Annotated in this window: 7 protein-coding genes and 3 pseudogenes; 3 read left to right on the top strand and 7 right to left on the bottom strand. The window is 71.6% G+C overall.

Features of this window, described 5'->3' with window-relative positions; translation table 11 throughout:
- A complete protein-coding gene (locus tag ACFV2X_RS27560) occupies positions 1–5,508 on the top strand; it encodes an amino acid adenylation domain-containing protein (protein ID WP_385621284.1) in 5,508 nt (1,835 codons plus the stop codon).
- Here the strand turns inward: ACFV2X_RS27560 and ACFV2X_RS27565 are convergent.
- The 5 genes and pseudogenes from ACFV2X_RS27565 to ACFV2X_RS27585 form a co-directional block, all read right to left on the bottom strand.
- Positions 5,490–8,570 carry a BTAD domain-containing putative transcriptional regulator gene (locus ACFV2X_RS27565; protein ID WP_385621286.1) on the bottom strand — a complete coding sequence of 1,027 codons (3,081 nt, stop codon included), beginning with the start codon at positions 8,568–8,570 and terminating at the stop codon, positions 5,490–5,492. The genes ACFV2X_RS27560 and ACFV2X_RS27565 overlap by 19 nt on opposite strands.
- A 60-nt stretch (positions 8,571–8,630) precedes the next feature.
- Entirely contained in the window at positions 8,631–9,278 is a 648-nt protein-coding gene (locus ACFV2X_RS27570) for a tetratricopeptide repeat protein (RefSeq protein WP_385621288.1), read from the bottom strand.
- Complete coding sequence (locus tag ACFV2X_RS27575; protein WP_385621289.1) at positions 9,266–11,449, bottom strand: BTAD domain-containing putative transcriptional regulator; 2,184 nt, start codon at positions 11,447–11,449, stop codon at positions 9,266–9,268. The genes ACFV2X_RS27570 and ACFV2X_RS27575 overlap by 13 nt, the downstream gene beginning before the upstream one ends.
- Before the next feature lie 16 nt (positions 11,450–11,465).
- Positions 11,466–11,784 (bottom strand): annotated as a pseudogene (locus tag ACFV2X_RS27580) (hypothetical protein); the annotation flags it as partial.
- A 271-nt stretch (positions 11,785–12,055) separates the two neighbouring features.
- Positions 12,056–12,949 (bottom strand): NAD-dependent protein deacetylase, encoded by an 894-nt coding sequence (locus ACFV2X_RS27585; RefSeq protein ID WP_385621291.1) that lies wholly within the window; start codon positions 12,947–12,949, stop codon positions 12,056–12,058.
- Between the two features lie 45 nt (positions 12,950–12,994).
- Here ACFV2X_RS27585 and ACFV2X_RS27590 point away from each other — a divergent pair, with 45 nt between their 5' ends.
- Positions 12,995–13,288 carry an alpha/beta hydrolase fold domain-containing protein gene (locus ACFV2X_RS27590; protein WP_385621293.1) on the top strand — a complete coding sequence of 98 codons (294 nt, stop codon included), beginning with the start codon at positions 12,995–12,997 and terminating at the stop codon, positions 13,286–13,288.
- A 109-nt stretch (positions 13,289–13,397) separates the two neighbouring features.
- On the opposite strand, the pseudogene ACFV2X_RS27595 reads toward ACFV2X_RS27590, so the two are convergent.
- Positions 13,398–13,792: pseudogene (locus tag ACFV2X_RS27595) on the bottom strand (helix-turn-helix domain-containing protein); the annotation flags it as partial.
- A 383-nt stretch (positions 13,793–14,175) separates the two neighbouring features.
- Entirely contained in the window at positions 14,176–14,958 is a 783-nt protein-coding gene (locus ACFV2X_RS27600; RefSeq protein ID WP_385621296.1) for an MBL fold metallo-hydrolase, read from the bottom strand.
- Between the two features lie 367 nt (positions 14,959–15,325).
- On the opposite strand from ACFV2X_RS27600, the pseudogene ACFV2X_RS27605 reads away from it, so the two are divergent.
- Positions 15,326–15,514 (top strand): annotated as a pseudogene (locus ACFV2X_RS27605) (leucine zipper domain-containing protein); the annotation flags it as partial.
- Positions 15,515–15,738: the final 224 nt, after the last annotated feature.

Here is a 15,738-nt window from a genome sequence, read left to right on the forward strand (position 1 = left end):
GTGGCGGCCCAGCAGTTCGGATACTGGCGTCAGGCGCTGGCCGGGGTACCCCAGCCGCTCCCGCTGCCCACCGACCGCCCCCGCCCGCCCCTCGCGAGCCACAACGGCGACATGGTCGAGTTCACCATGGACCCCGACGTGCTGGCGGCGGCCGAGGAACTGGCCCGCGCACACGGCATGACCGTGGCGATGGTGCTCCAGTCGGCGCTCGCGGTGCTGCTCCACCAGCTGACCGGCAGGGAGGACCTGACCATCGGCTCCCCGATCGCCAACCGCACCGACGACGACCTCGCGGACCTGGTGGGCTTCTTCGTCAACACCTGGGTCCTGCGGGCCGACGTGTCAGGGAACCCCTCCTTCGAGGAACTGCTGGGCCGGGTGCGGGAGGCGGCACTGGCCGCCTACAACAACCAGGACGCCCCGTTCGAGCGACTGGTCGAACTGCTCAACCCCGAGCGCTCCACCGCCTACCACCCCCTCTTCCAGGTGGCGTTCGCCTGGCAGAACATCGGGTGGGAGGACTTCGCCTTCGAAGGGCTGAGCGCGACCCTCGAACCGGTCGCGACCGGCGTCGCGAGGTTCGACCTGGAAGTCACCATGTTCGATTTCCCCGGGCAGGGCATCCGAGGCCGTATCGACTACGCCACGGACCTGTTCGAGCAGGACACGGTCGCGGCCATGGCGAGGCGTCTCGTGCGCGTCGTACGGCAGCTCGTGGCCGAGCCCGGCACGTCCATCGGCTCGGTGGACGTCCTGGACCCGGCGGAGCGCGACTGGCTGCTGTCGGAGGTGAACGACACGGCGGCCCCGGTGCGGGTCGGGACGATCCCCGAGCTGTTCGAGCGCCAGGTGGCCCGGCGGCCGGACGCCACCGCGGTGGTGTTCGAGGGTGAGGAGCTGACGTACCGGGAGCTGGACTCCCGCGCCAACCGAATGGCGCGGCTGCTGATCGAGAACGGCGTACGCCCGGAGTCGGTGGTCGCGGTGTGCCTGCCGAGGTCGCCGGAGCTGTGGACCGCGGCGCTGGGGGTGACGAAGGCCGGCGGCGCGTATCTGCCGGTGGATCCCGCCTATCCCGCCGAGCGGATCGAGTTCATGGTCAAGGACTCCGAGGCGCACCTGGTGATCGGAAACGCGGAGACCGCCGAGTGCTTCCCGGAGCTCTCCGCGCCCGTGATCCGCCTGGACGACCCGGACGTCCTGGAGGCGCTGGCCGACGCCGCCCCGGCGGCACTCACGGACACGGACCGGCTGGGCCCGGTGTCGATGGCCAACACCGCCTACGTCATCTACACCTCCGGCTCCACCGGGCTCCCCAAAGGCGTCGCGGTCACCCACCTCGGGCTGGCCAGCCTGCTCGCGGCGCACGTCGAACGGCTGGACGTGACGCCGCAGAGCCGGGTGCTCCAGTTCAACTCGCCGAGCTTCGACTCCTCCGTGTGGGAAATGTGCATGGCGCTCTTCTCCGGCGCCGCGTTCGTCCTGGCGGGCCAGGACGAGCTGGCCGCGGGCGAGCCGTTGGTGAAGACGATCAACGAGAACCGGGTGACCCATGTGCTGCTGACGCCCTCGGTGCTGGCGGCGCTGCCGCCCGGATCGCTGTCCACCGTCACCACCCTGACGGTCGCAGGCGAGCCGATCTCACCGGAGCTGGCGGCACTCTGGGCGAAGGACCGGCGCATGGCGAACGCGTACGGCCCGACGGAGACCACGGTGTGTCCGTCCCTGTGCGAGGCGCTGCCCGGCGACGGGAGCATGCCGTCGGTCGGCCGCCCGATCCCCAACGCCCGGCTCTACGTCCTGGACGCGCTGCTGCGCCCGGTCCCGAAGGGCGTCGCGGGCGAGCTGTACGTGGCCGGGTCCGGGCTGGCACGCGGCTACCTGGGCCGGGCGGGGCTGACCGCGGCACGCTTCGTCGCCTGCCCGTTCGGCACCCCCGGCGAGCGGATGTACCGCACCGGCGACCTGGTCCGGTGGAACGCCGACGGCGAGCTGGAGTTCGTCGGGCGGGCCGACACACAGGTGAAACTGCGCGGCTACCGGATCGAGCCGGAGGAGATCGAGGCGGCCCTGCTGGCGCACCCGAGGGTGGCGCAGGCCGTGGTGAGCGTCCGCGAGGGCTCGGGGACCAGCGGCAACAAGCAGCTCGTCGGCTACGTGGTCCCCGTCGGTGTCCTGGAGACGGACAGCTCGGAGGGGCTCGGGGACGGCGACTTCGACCTGAGCGCCGGCGTGTCCCAGGGAGAGCTGCGGGCGTTCCTCTCCGGACGGCTGCCGGAGTTCATGGTCCCGTCGGCGATCGTCGTGCTGGACCGGCTGCCGATGACCCCCAACGGAAAGGTCGACCGGGGCGCGCTGCCCGACCCGGACCACCTCGGCGAGAGCTACCGGGCGCCGCGTACCCCGGTGGAAGAGGCGCTGGCCGCGGTGTTCGCGGAAGTGCTGGGCCTGGAACGGGTCGGCACCGACGACGACTTCTTCGCCTCCAGCGGGGACAGCATCCAGTCCATCCAGGTGGTGTCGCGGGCGCGGGCGCACGGGGTGGAGATCAGCCCCCGGGACGTCTTCGAGCACCGGACGGTCGCCCGGCTGGCCGAGGTGGTGGGCGGCCGTACGGGGGCGGGGGCGCTCCTGGAGGAGTTCGACGGGGGAGGTGTCGGATCGATGCCGCTGCTGCCCGTGGCGCGGTGGTTCCGGGAGCTGGGGACGGGGTTCGACCGCGTCTCCCAGTCCATGATGGTCGAGCTGCCGCGGGGCATCGACCACGCCGGGCTCACCGCGACGCTGAACGCGGTGCTCGACCACCACGATATGCTGCGGTCCCGGCTGCTGACCGCCGGGGACGGGAGCCTGGAAGTGGCCCCGCGGGGCCGGGTGGACGCGGCGAGACTGCTCCGGCGCGTCGCGTGCGACGGCCGCTGGGACCAGCGGTGGCGGAACCGGGCCGCCGCCGAACTGCGCGCGGCGGGGGGACGTCTGGCACCCGCCGACGGCGTCATGGCCCAGTTCGTGTGGTTCGCGGCGGAGGGCGGGGGAGCGGGCCGGCTGCTGATCGTTCTCCACCACCTGGTCGTGGACGGGGTGTCGTGGCGGATCCTGCTCCCGGACCTCGCCGCCGCCTGGGAGCGAGTACGGGCCGGGAGCACACCGCAGCTGCCCCGGGTGGGCACGTCGATGCGGCGGTGGGCCCACGCGCTCACCGAGGAGGCGGCCCGCCCGGAGCGGGTCGCGGAGCTGCCGCTGTGGCGGTCGATGACGGAAGGACCCGACCCGCTGCTGGGGGCCCGCCCGCTGGACCCCGCCGTGGACGTCATGTCCACCGTCGACAGCGTGTGGCTGCGGCTGCCGGCGCCGCTCACCGAGGCGCTGCTGACGCAGTTGCCCAGGGCGTTCGGCGGCGGGGTCGAGGACGGCCTGCTGGCCGCGCTGACGCTCGCCGTCGTCGGCCGGCGTCGGCGGCGCGGCATCGCCGACGACTCCTCGGTGCTGCTGCGCGTCGAGGGGCACGGCCGGGAGGAACAGGCGGTGCCGGGCGCGGACGTGTCCCGCACCGTCGGCTGGTTCACCAGCGTGTTCCCGGTGCGCCTCGACATCGGCGGGGCCGATCCGCGGCAGGTCCTCGAGGACAGTCGGGCCGCCGGAGACATGGTCAGGCGGATCGGGGAGCAGCTACGGGCCCTTCCCGACAAGGGCATCGGCTACGGGCTGCTGCGCTACGCGAACCCGCGGACCGCGGCGGAGCTGGAGGCGGGCTCCACGGGGCAGATCGCCTTCAACTACCTGGGCAGGTTCTCCACCGCCGACATGCCCGAGGAGCTGCGCGGCCGGGGCTGGACACAGGCCCGTGACGCGGCCGATCTGTTCGCCGAGCCCGATCCCGGGACGCCGGTGACGGCGGTCCTGGATGTGAACGCCCATGTCGCCGACGGCGAGTGGGGGCCGGAGCTCAGCGCCAGGGTCGCCTTCCCCACGGGAGTGCTGTCCGCGGGCGAGGCGGCCGAGCTGGTGGAGCTGTGGTCGGCGGCGCTGGAGGCACTGGCCCGGGGCGTGGCCGAGCAGGACCTGACCGACCTCGGCGCGCCCGGCGCGCGGCCGGTGGAGGTGGCCCCGAGCGAACTGGAGGCGTGGCGGGACCGCTACCCGGGCCTGGCGGACGTATGGCCGCTGGCTCCGCTCCAGGCGGGGCTGCTGGTCCACGCGTCGGACGACGCCGGCTTCGACGCGTACCACATGCAGTTGGTGCTCCATCTGTCCGGACCGGTTGACCCGGACCGGATGCGCGCCGCGGGGCAGGCCCTGCTCGACCGCTACGCCAATCTCCGCACGGCGTTCCTCACCACCGAGCCCGGAGAGCTGGTCCAGCTGGCCGTGGACGGCGTCGCTCTGCCCTGGCGCCACATCGACCTCGGCGCCCTGGAGGAGCCGGCGCGCGACCAGGCGCTCCAGCGGCACCTCGCCGAGGACCGGGACACCCACTTCGATCCGGCCGCGCCGCCCATGCTGCGGATGACGCTGATCCGGACCGGCCCCGACTCCTCGGAGCTGGTGTTCTCCGTGCACCATGTGCTGCTGGACGGCTGGTCGGGCCCGCTGCTGCTGCGGGAACTGCTCCAGCTCTACGGCTCCGGCGGCGATCCGTCGGCGATGGCGCCGGCACCCGAGTACCGCGACTATCTGACATGGCTGTCCGCGCAGGACCAGGACGCCTCGGCACGGGCGTGGGCGGCGGAGCTGGACGGAGTCGAACCCACACTGCTCGCGCCCCGGGCGGCCGTCTCGGCGGCTTCCCCGGGCGAGTGGGCGGGCTTCGGCGTGGTCGACGTCCCGCTCTCGGTGGACACCGCCCGTGAACTGGCGCGGCGCGCGGCCGGGCTCGGCGTCACGCTGAACACCGTCGTCCAGGTGGCCTGGGGCGTGCTGCTCGGCCAGTTGACCGGCCGGCGGGACGTGGTGTTCGGCGCGACGGTCTCCGGCCGCCCGCCGCAGGTGCCGGGCGTCGACTCCATGATCGGGCTGTTCATCAACAACGTGCCGGTACGGGTGCGGTGCTCCCCGGACGCCACCCTCGCCGAGCTGACGACCGGGTTGCACGAGCGGCAGGGCGCGCTGCTCGACCACCATCAGCACCGGCTGACCGACATCGAGCGGGCCATGGGCGTCAGCAGCCTCTTCGACACCCTGCTCGTGTTCGAGTCCTACCCGATCGACCGTGCCGGCATCAGGGACGCGAACACCGCCGCGGGAGTCATGCTCACCGGTGTCGGCATCACCAGCGGCTCGCACTATCCGCTGGGCGTGGCGGCGTTCGAGGATCCGCATCTGCGGGCGGGCATCCAGTACCAGCGGCACGTGTACGACCGGGAGACCGTCGAGGGGATCGCGGGCCGGTTCGCCCGGATCCTGCGGCGGTTCGCGTCCGACCCGCGGAACACGGCGGCGGCGCCGGCCGGTGCGACCCAGGAGGCCGAGGCCGGTGGCCTTGGCCCGGGTCAGCCCGGAGGGAGGTGAGCGGAGGCCCGCCGGGGAGCCGTTTCGCCGTCCGTGAGCAGATGCCGCGCCCGCGCTTCGAGCGAGCCGAAGCCGTACTCGCGAGCCGTGGCCAAGGCCCGGCGTGCGTGATCGGCCGCCTCGTGAGGTTGGCCGAGGGCCGTGTGGGCGCGGGCCAGCCCGAGCAGGGACTCGCACATCCGGTAGGGGTGCACGGTCCCCTGTGTGGTCGCTGCGAGGGCGCGCCGATAGGCCTCAACGGCCTTGTCGCCCTCGCCCCGGGCGCGGTGCAGCCCACCCAGGGCCTGCCACACGGTGGCGGTGATGCACCGGTTGTGGAGGTCCTGGGACCGGCTCTGCGCGCGGTGCGCGACCTCGGACGCGGCGTCCAGGTCGCCCAACTCGGTCATGGCCATCGCCAAGTGAGCGAGACAGTCCGCCTGGTGGTATCCGTTGTGCAGGACGGAGGACTCCTCGGCGGCCGTGCGCAGCAGCCTGGCCGCGCGCTCGGTCCTGCCCATCTCCAGCAGACAGCGGCCGAGCACCATGAGGCATTCGACGCGCTCCACGGTCGCCCCTTCTCGCGTCGCCGCGGCGAGCGCCTCCTCCATCCGCGGCAGCGCCCGCTCGCAGCGGCCGGACCAGAAGTCGACCGCGCCCAGGCCCAGGGGTGCCGCGACGCAGAGGAACGAAGGCGCGGTCTGTCCGGACACGAGGTCGGCGATCTCGTTGAAGCACGCCCGGGCCCGCTCCAGATGGCCGAGCTCCAGCCGCACGGATCCGTGCCAGACGGTCAGCAGTGGCCGGGTGGACGAGTCAGGGCCACCGCTCTCCAGGACCTCTGTGAGATAGCGCAGCGCGGTGTCCAGATCGCCCAGGTTCCGGTACTCCCAGACCAGGCAGCCCACCATCGCGCTCTCGGCGGCCCGATCCCCGGCGCTCCGCGCGGCCCGCAGCCCCGCGTGCGCCGCCGCCACGTACTCGGAGTGGTGTCCGCTGATGCCCAGATACCAGCCCATCGCCTCGGTGAGCCGCCATGCCATGGGCCCGGGGCCCTGCTCCGCGCAGAACTCGATCACCGCGATCAGGTTGGCGCGTTCGGTCTCCAGCCAGTGGAGCGCCTGAGACCGTTCGTGCGGAGCGGCCGGGCCGACGGGCGACTCGGCCGCGGACCGGGTCGCCGCCACGAACTCCGGATACAGCACGGCGGCGGCCCTCTTGACGCCGCGCAGGTACCAGTCGAAGAGCCGGTCCCTCGCCTCGGCGCGGTAACCGTCGGCGTCCTCGGCCCGCGCGCGCTCCGCGGCGTACTCGGAGAGCAGATCGTGCAGTTGGTAACGGTCGCCGGGCAGCCGCTGGAGCAGATTCGCGGCGGCCAGTTGCTCCAGGGCCTTCGCCGCCTCCGGTGCGGCGACGTCCGCCAGCACGGCCGTCGCCTCCCCGGTGATGTCCGCCCCGGGGAACAGCGCCAGCAGCCGGAACAGCGCGCGGGCCTCGGGCGACAGGGCGACGTAGGACAGGTCGAACGCCCGGCCGACGGCGATGTGCTGGTCGTCGTCCATGGCGAGCCCCCGCACGCGACGCCCCTCCAGGAAGCGTTGGATGTAGGCGCCGATGTCGGGCCGGTGAGAGCCGGCGAGATTGCTCGCGGCGATCCTCAGTGCCAGGGGAAGATGTCCACACAGGTCGGCGAGGCGCGCGGTCGCCTCGGGCTGCCGCGCCGTGACGTCCTCGCCGAGGACCGCGCCGAGCAGGGAGACCGACTCCCGTTCGGCGAGCATGTCGAGCCGGACGCCGCGCGCGCCGTCCCGCGCGGTGAGCGCGGTCAGTTCGTTGCGGCTGGTGACCAGCATGGCGCAGCCGGGCTCGCTCGGGATCAGCGGGCGGACCTGGCTCGCCGACGCGGCGTTGTCCGCCGTGATCAGCACGCGTTTGCCGCGCAGCGCCGTCCGATACGCGGCGACCAGCTCGTCCTGGTCCATGGGCAGGTGCTCGGCGGAGTGGCCGAGCGCACGCAGCAGACGGGCCAGCACCATCGGCGTGGAGGGCGGCCGGGCCATCGAGTGGGTGTGGAGATCCACAAAGAACCGCCCGTCGGGGAAGGCCGTGCGCGTCTGATGGGCCACGCGTACGGCCAGCGCGGTCTTGCCGACCCCGGGAGGCCCGGAGACGGTGACCACCGGAACCTCACCTTCAGAGCTCAGAAGCGCGGCGATCCGCTCCGTCTCGGCGCCCCGGCCCACGAAGTTCCTGATCGCCGGGGGCAACTGCGACCCCGCGCGCGGTGGCTCGCTCACCGAGGCCGCGGTCTCCGCCGACGAGGCGTGAGGCGGTGCGATGGCCGGGTCCCCCACCAGGATCGACTGGTGCAGCTCACGCAGTGCCCGACCGGGCAGCACATCGAGCTCGTCGGCGAGGTTGCCGCAGATCTCCTGATACGCGGCCAGCGCCTCGGCCTGCCGATTGGCGCGGTACAGAGCGAGCAGGAGATGTGCCCAAAGGTCCTCGCGCAGCGGATTCTCCGCCGTGAGTTCCCGCAGCGGGCCGATCACGTCATGGTGGAGGCCTCTGCGGAGCTTCACCTCGAACCGCAGGTGCTCTGCCCGCAGACGGAGCTCCTGAAGGCGGGTGGCCTCGAGCTGGAGCGCCTCCGACGGCACGTCCGCCAAGGGTTCCGCGCGCCAGAGCCCCATGGCGGCATCGAGCGGCGCCTCGGCCCGTTCGAGCTCGCCCGCGGCCGACAGCGACCTCCCCCGGTCCACCAAGCTGTTGAAGCGGCCCAGGTCGACGGCCTCGTCGGCGATCTCCAGCCGGTATCCGTCCGGCATCGTGCGGATGAGGTCCGCGTCGAACAGTTGGCGCACACGCATCAGAAAGACCCGCAGGGCCGCGCGAGGGCGGGCGGGGCCTTCGCTGCCCCACACTGTGTCCGCCAGCTCGCGCAGCGACACGTCCTGGTTCGCCCGCAGCAGCAGCGTCGCCAGCACGACCCGCAGCTTGGGAGCGCTGACCGGGACGAGCTCTCCCGCCCGGTACGCCTCCAACGGCCCCAGTAACCCGAATTCCAGTGGTGCACGCATCATTGAGCGACCCCCGTCGTTGCGACTCTTCCGTACGAACAGGCCCGTCCATGTCGTCGGTGCCTAGTCCGGTCCGTGCGCTCCGCTCCGGGCCATCAGGTCCGTCCTGATGGCCTGGTGGAGCGTGAAGCCGTGTGTGCACGCCAGGGAGAGCCCCTTGCGCGCATGCTGTGCCGCGGCCTCCGGATCGTGCGCCCGCAGCCAGGCGCCGGCCGGCCCGAGGTGCGCTTCCGAGGTCCCATACGGATCGCGGCTCGTCTCGGCCCGACGGCGCGTCCCCTCGTGCCAGGCGAGGGCGGAGCCGGCGTCGCCCTGACGGCAGAGCAGGGTCCCGAGGACGTTCCGTGCGCTGATGTCGAGCCAGGGGCTGCCGCGCCGGCGCACCACCTCGATCGCGCCACGGGCGCTGCTGAGGGCCGCACCGTGGCCCCCGGCGCGGTCGAGCGCGTCCGCCAGATAAGCGAGGACGAGCGATTCCAGGGGGAGGCCCGTGCGCCGGACGAGGTCAAGAGCCTCGCGCAGGCGCGCGATCGCCGCGTCGTGCTCTCCGCCGAGCAGCAGTGTGTGGCCGAGCAGGGCGAGCGCCTCGGCCTCGTGATGCGGCGCCCGGAGGCCGCGCGCCAGGTCCACGGCGGTAGCGAGGTGCTTCCGCGCACCGGTCGGCCGGCCGCCGAACAGATCCGCCGCACCGAGGCCGATCAGTCCCCACACCTGAAGCCACTCCCCGGCGCCGTCGGACGCGCCCGACCGCCGCATCTGAGATGGTCCCGGGCGTCGCCGAGTCGGCCCAGTTCGGGCAGGACGCGGCCGAGAACGCCGAGCGGGCGCTTGCGGCCGGGCCCGAGAGCGTCGAGCGCCGCGCCACCGTCGGCGAACTCCGGCAGCGCCCGGACGATATGCGGCCTTGCCGGGCCGATCCTCGGTTCCTCGGGATGCGGAACGCCCTCCGCGCGGTCCGCGACACGCGAGTACCAGAACAACAGCCGCCACAGGGCCGAGTCGGCCTCTTCGTCGCTCACCCGCTCGCGCCGGCGCAGCCGCGCGTACTCCTGTAACAAGTCATGGAGCCGATAGCGCCCGCCGGGCCCGCGCCGGACGAAATTGGCTGTGGCGAGGCTCTCCAGATCCCGGGCCGCCAGCGGGACCGGTACCTGCGTCAACACCGCCACCGCCTCCGGCGTGAAGTCCGAGCCCGGGACGAGTCCCGCCATGAGGAATGTCCGCTGAACCGTCGGCGGAAGCTTTGTGTACGACAAGTCGAACGCCGCCCTCGCCGTCGCCTCGTCGCCCTCGGCGGACAGCGAGTCCAGGAGATTGCTGGAGCGGAACTCCCGGATGTAGGCGTTCACATCAGGCTCGCCCCGGCTGACCAGATTGGCGGCCGCGATGCGCAGCGCCAGCGGCAGACGGCCGCACAGCCCCGCCAGCCGGTGGACCGCGTCGAACTGCTCGGCGACCACGTCCTCGCCCAGGAGCCGAGCGAGGAGATCGAGGGCCGCGTCCGGGGAGAGAACCTCCAGGGGCACCAGATACGCGTCGTTCGTCACGATCAGACTGCGCAGCTCATGCCGGCCGGTGACGATCACCGCGCAGCCGGGACCGCCCGGCAACAGCGGCCTGACCTGCTCGGCACTGGCCGCGTTGTCCAGCACCACCAGCACCCGCTTACCGTCGAGGAGCGCCCGGTAGACCGCGGCCTGCTCATCCTGCTCCGCCGGGATCTGCCCGGGCGGGACGCCGAGCGCGCGCAGAAACCCGGCCAGCACGCACGTCATGGGGCGCGGTGCCTGCGTCGAATAGCCCCGCAGATCGGCGAACAGCTGACCGTCGGGAAACCGCGCGCGCAGCCGACGGGCGACGAAGGCCGCCAGCGAGGTCTTCCCGACCCCGGGCGGCCCGCACAGCGTCACCACGGGCATGGCCGCGTCCGTGTCCCGCGCGCCCAGCAATTCGCCGATGACATCCGCCTCGGAGGCTCGGCCCACGAAATCCGGTACGACAGCGACGACCTGAGACGGCGTCGCCACGGGGGATGGATTCCGCGCTTCAGCGGTGAAGTCAAGAGCGAGGTCGCGGGAGAGTATGGCCGAGTAAAGGGATTCGACCTCCCGTCCGGGGTCGATTCCCAGCCGGTCGGCGAGAAGGCCGCGTACGGTGCCATAGGCGTTCATGGCCTCGGTCCGTCTGCCGGACCGATAGAGGGCGAGCATGAGCTGAGCCCATAACTGTTCACGAAACGGATACTGCTCCGTCAACTGACGCAGCGGTGCGATCAGCCCGCGGTGCCCGCCCTTGCGTAACAGCACATCATTTCTCGCGGCCTCGATATCCAGCCTGCGATCGTGCAGTTGAGGGACATCCACCCTGTGCAGAAATTCCGATTCGACATCCGCCAACGCCGGACCACGCCATTCGGCCAATGCCTGGCCGAATGACGCCTCGGCGGCGTCCAGCTCGCCCGACGCGGAAGCGGCCAGTCCCTGTGTGGCCAGGGCCTCGAACCGCCCCAGATCGAGGTCCTGGTCCGGGATCCGCAGCACATACCCGGTCGATGTCGTACCGATCAGCCGCGGCTCGCCCAGCAACTGCCGCAGCCGCATGACATACACGCGCAGCGCGGAGACCATCCGCCGCGGCACATCGTCCGACCAAGCGCTCTGAGCCAACTCGTCGATCGACACCGGTCGGTTGGCGCGCAACAGCAATGCCGCGATCAAAGAGCGCTGCTTGGCGGCCGTGACCGGGATCTCGCACTCACCCCGATGTACTTGGAGTGAACCCAGTAAACGGAACCTGAGTCTCGACTTTCCTTGCGATCCACTCAAGGTCCCCTCGTCTCCATGTACCCCGACTCCGTAGGTCATGTCAAGATCGCACTTCATCGACCTTTAGCGAGCCTTACGCGCCGCCGTCAAAAAGTCCCTGATCAGTTTGCGATCTTCCGCAGCGCGGCGGTGAGCTCCGGCGGTGCGTGGCCGTCCATGTGGTCGGAGACGTGCCGTCGCACACTGGCCAGGAGGGTTCGGCCAGGCCTGCTCCACGCGGGCGAGTCCAGACTCCGTCAGGACAGCCGGCTGCGGGTGCGTTCATTCTCGGCATCCTGACACCGCTGAGCACAACCTCAACCCCCGCATCGGAACAGGTTCTTGGCGGCCTGCGCCACCCATGAGGCGGCCGGGTGCGCGGTGGCACCCAGTATCCGGATGCGTCGGCTTGACGTGCGGTGATCAGTGGAGCGTCCACAGCCTCGGCGTGGTTCTGGATCGCCCACAGCGCGCCGGCCCGGTCCTGCCCTCGCGCTTCCGGCGGCGGCGTCCCGCGCAGCATCCACCGGGCGTGGTCCAGCACCTCCGCGGCGTACTCGTCCAGTGGGTTGCCGAAGCCCCACCGGGCTTGCCGGTCCTCGTAGTGGAAGCACTCCAGCGCCGTGCACGCCGCGTCCCGCCGCCCGGGCCCTCCGCGCCCGGCTCCGTCACGCCTGCTCCGCGTCAGGCCTGTGCCGACTCCGGGATGCCCAGTCTGCCGGCCACGACGGTGAGGGCCGTTCCCAGCGGGAGCGCGACCCGGGTGACGGCGTGCCGATCGCCCCGGGTCGGGTCCAGGTTGACGATCAGCACCGGCTTCCCGGCCTGGGCCGCCTGGCGGACGAACCGGAGCCCGGACATCACCGTCAGTGAGGAGCCCAGGACCAGCAGTGAGGCCGCTTCGCGGACCAGCTTGCGGCAGTGCTCGACCCGTCGCGGCGGAACGGCTTCGCCGAAGAACACCACGTCCGGTTTGAGGATGCCGCCGCAGACCGTACAGGGCACCACACGGAAGTCCCCGACCTGTTCGTCGGTGAGGTCGGCGTCACCGTCCGGGTTGATTCCGGCGGCCACCGGCTCGAAGCCCTCATTGGCCTCCTCCAATCGCCGGGCGAGCTCGCGGCGCGGGCCGAGGGCGCCGCAGGAGAGGCAGACCACCCGGTCCAGGCTTCCGTGAAGTTCCACGACGCCCTCGCTGCCGGCGGCCTGGTGAAGGCCGTCGACGTTCTGGGTGATCAGACCCGCGAGCAGGCCATGCCGCGCGAACGCGGCCACGGCCCGGTGCCCGGTGTTGGGACGGGCGCGGCCGAAGGTGCGCCAGCCGAGGTGGCTGCGAGCCCAGTACCGGCGCCGGGCCTGGGCATCGGCTATGAAGTCCTGGTACGTCATCGGGGTATGCCGGCTCAGGCTCCCGCCCTCGCCACGGTAGTCGGGGATGCCCGACTCGGTGGAGATGCCGGCCCCGCTGAGTACCAGCACACCGCCGGTGCTCAGCGCCTTGGCGACCGGTTCCAGATCCGTGCTGCCCGGCGGCAGGTCCTCGGCAGGGGTCCAGCTCAAAGTGGGACGCATGCGCATGCCGCCAGAGTACGGAACAGGCTGCCACCCCCGCTTCCGCCGTCGATGGCCGTCTGTCGACGTCCGTCCAACACCCTGCCACCGGCAGCCGACCCCCTCAACGCCGACCTGAGGGGGCTGGTCCGCCTTCACATCCAGGCCGGCAGCAGCGAACTCCTCCTGGCCGACGCACTGCGACTGGCACACCGGGCAGCAACCGCCCACGTACCCGTCGAGCTACGAATCAGCGCCCATATGCAACACGTCTTTCAGAACTTCCGTGGCCTACTCAGCGAGGCAGACATGGCCGTCCAGGCCGCAGGCAACTTCCTCGCCTCTCACCGGCCACCACACAGCTGAGGTGGCGGCCAAGGCGCATCGAGCACCGGATGCGGCGTGCCCGTGGACGCACTCCATGCCGGAGGCCCGAGCGCACGTACCGACAGAGCTTGCGCGTCTCGAAATTCACCAAAGCAGAGCAGACGGTCGAGGCGGCCACCTTCACTCCCAGCACGAGCAGTTCGCCGTGAAGGGGCCTGTAGCCCCAGCTTGGATTCTCTCTCGCCAGCCGCAGTACCAGAATCCGGAGGAGCGCACGGAGCGAGGCCGACCGGGTCGCTTGGGCGGCGATAGGGCGGCATGCCGGCGTCTTGCGAGGTCGCGGTGCCAGCGCAGCACGGTGTCAGGACGCGTGAGCAGCAGCACACGCCGCAGAGCCGGCAACGGTAGCCGGTGCTGCAGCGCCGCCAGGAAAGGCCGGTCGCCCGGGGTGAACCGTGCCCGGTCACCACCGAGTTGGCGTTCGAGAACCGTGATCTGATGGCGGTGGGCCAGGATCTCCGCATCCTTGTTCCGATCGCTCATCGGCAGCAGACGCAGCGGATGCAGCAGACGCAGCAGCGCGAACGCGTTGGTCACTCCCAGGTAGGCCGGTCGCAGCAGCGCGGTCGATCATCATGACGCGTGAACCACCGACTACGCGAGAGCGCCGACTCGAGCGACGAGGCCGACGACCGCAAGTCCAGGTGCAGGCTTCCGATCAGGGCGGATGACATTCTTGGCAAGCGCAGGGCCCACCAGCCGATGCGCCCCGTCATCGCCCCGTCCATTCCTGACGTCGGGCATTGCCTGGGGTGGTCACCACCGCCGGGATCACTGTTCTCGACGGCCTTGCGGCGATCAGCAGTCGCGCCACTCGGTGGGGGAGAGCAGCGGAGCCACAGATGTCTCTGTTCCTGACGTTCGGCTCAGGCGGGGGGCGCGCCGAAGAGGTACTGGTTGCCGACGTCGATCAGGACCGTGCCGCCCCAGGCAGGGTAGCGAGCCACGATCGCCTGCTTGTACGCCTCCCCATCGTCGCCGAGCAGTTCGCCCGCGTCCGCGAGATAGCGGCGCATCTCGTCGAAAACCTCGGGCCCGGCGGGCAGGCCGTGCCCGCCCAACACGGTGTCGTACGCGGGCTGGGCGGCCAGGTCGTCCACTGCCTTGGCCCAACCGGTGATGTCGTTGTTGCCCAAGAAGAGGTGCATGGCGTGGTAGACGAGGTCCTGCGCGACCAGGACGCCCTGCTCAGGCAGCTTGATCACCAGCTGGTCGGAGGCCTCGCCACCGTGGTGGGCCTCGAAGACGAACGGGATGCCGTCGATGACCTCGGTGCCCGGGACGATCTCGGCGGTGGGAGTGATGTCCAGGGACGGGATGACGGCGCCGGTGGGGTCCTGACCGTCGCCCTGGGCGGCGATCTGGTCGCGCACCGCGGCGAGTGCGTGCACGGGTGCGCCGAAGCGGGCGGCACCGTTGAAGTGGTCGGGGTGGGCGTGGGAGACGATGAGCCGGTCCAGCGGCTTGCTCAGCCCCTTCACGTAGTCCAGCACCTCGTCCGCATACGCCAGGGAGTACTGGGCGTCGACGGCGATCACCCGCGTCGGGCTCTCGATGAGCTGAGTGGTGACGTTCAGGCTGTCGTCGGGAGCCATGTAGCTGTGGATGCGCACCGCTCCCTTGTCGATGACCGTGACCGTGCCGTCCATGAGGGTTCTCCCGCTGGTTGAGGAGCGGGGCGGCTTTTGATCCGCCTCACCTTCCAGATTACGAAGGCGTTGTCCGTGTCGAACGGATCGCCGTCTACGTGGCCACCGGTCAGGTGATGCAGATTCCCGAGATCAAGTCAGCGAGTGGCCAGCCACGTGAACAGCGACCTCGACTCCTTCAACCGATGCGTGGCGGCCGTGCTCCCGCGCTCTCCGTCGCGGCTTGCCGCTGCATTGGTGTGCTGGAACTGGCGGGCGCTCCGGCGTCGCGCTCGGGCCGGCCGTATCGCTGCTCGGCGGCCTCGCCGGCACCAATCTGGTTTCGGTGGAGATTGCCACACCTACCGCCGATGCCCAGGAGGCCCTCGTGTCCCACCGTAATGCCCCGCTGACGCCGACTGGCAGGCTGCGTCTGGCCCGGTGTGTCGTCGAGGACGGCTGGCCGCTGCGTCGGGCAGCGGAACGCTTCCAGGTCAGCCACACCACCGCCGCACGCTGGGCCGGCCGCTACCGGCAGTGGGACGCCGAGGGCATGCACGACCGCTCCAGCCGCCCCACCACCGGTAGCAAGCGCCACCGGCGGCGGCACCGCGTTACGGGATGGCCCACGGGCTGGTGAGCGTTGCCAGCCCCCGCGCTCCGTCGCCGTATGGGCGCTGACGTTGTCGCGTGACCCGGGCGGGGGCGGCGCTGCGCCGCGCCCCCCACCCCCGGGCCAAACCCGGGCCGGGCGCGGGTGACGCCGGGAGCCCGGCCGTGGGAGCAAGCCCCGACCGGTGG

The sequence above is a fragment of the Streptomyces sp. NPDC059679 genome (genome assembly GCF_042734105.1).
Lineage (GTDB): Bacteria > Actinomycetota > Actinomycetes > Streptomycetales > Streptomycetaceae > Streptomyces.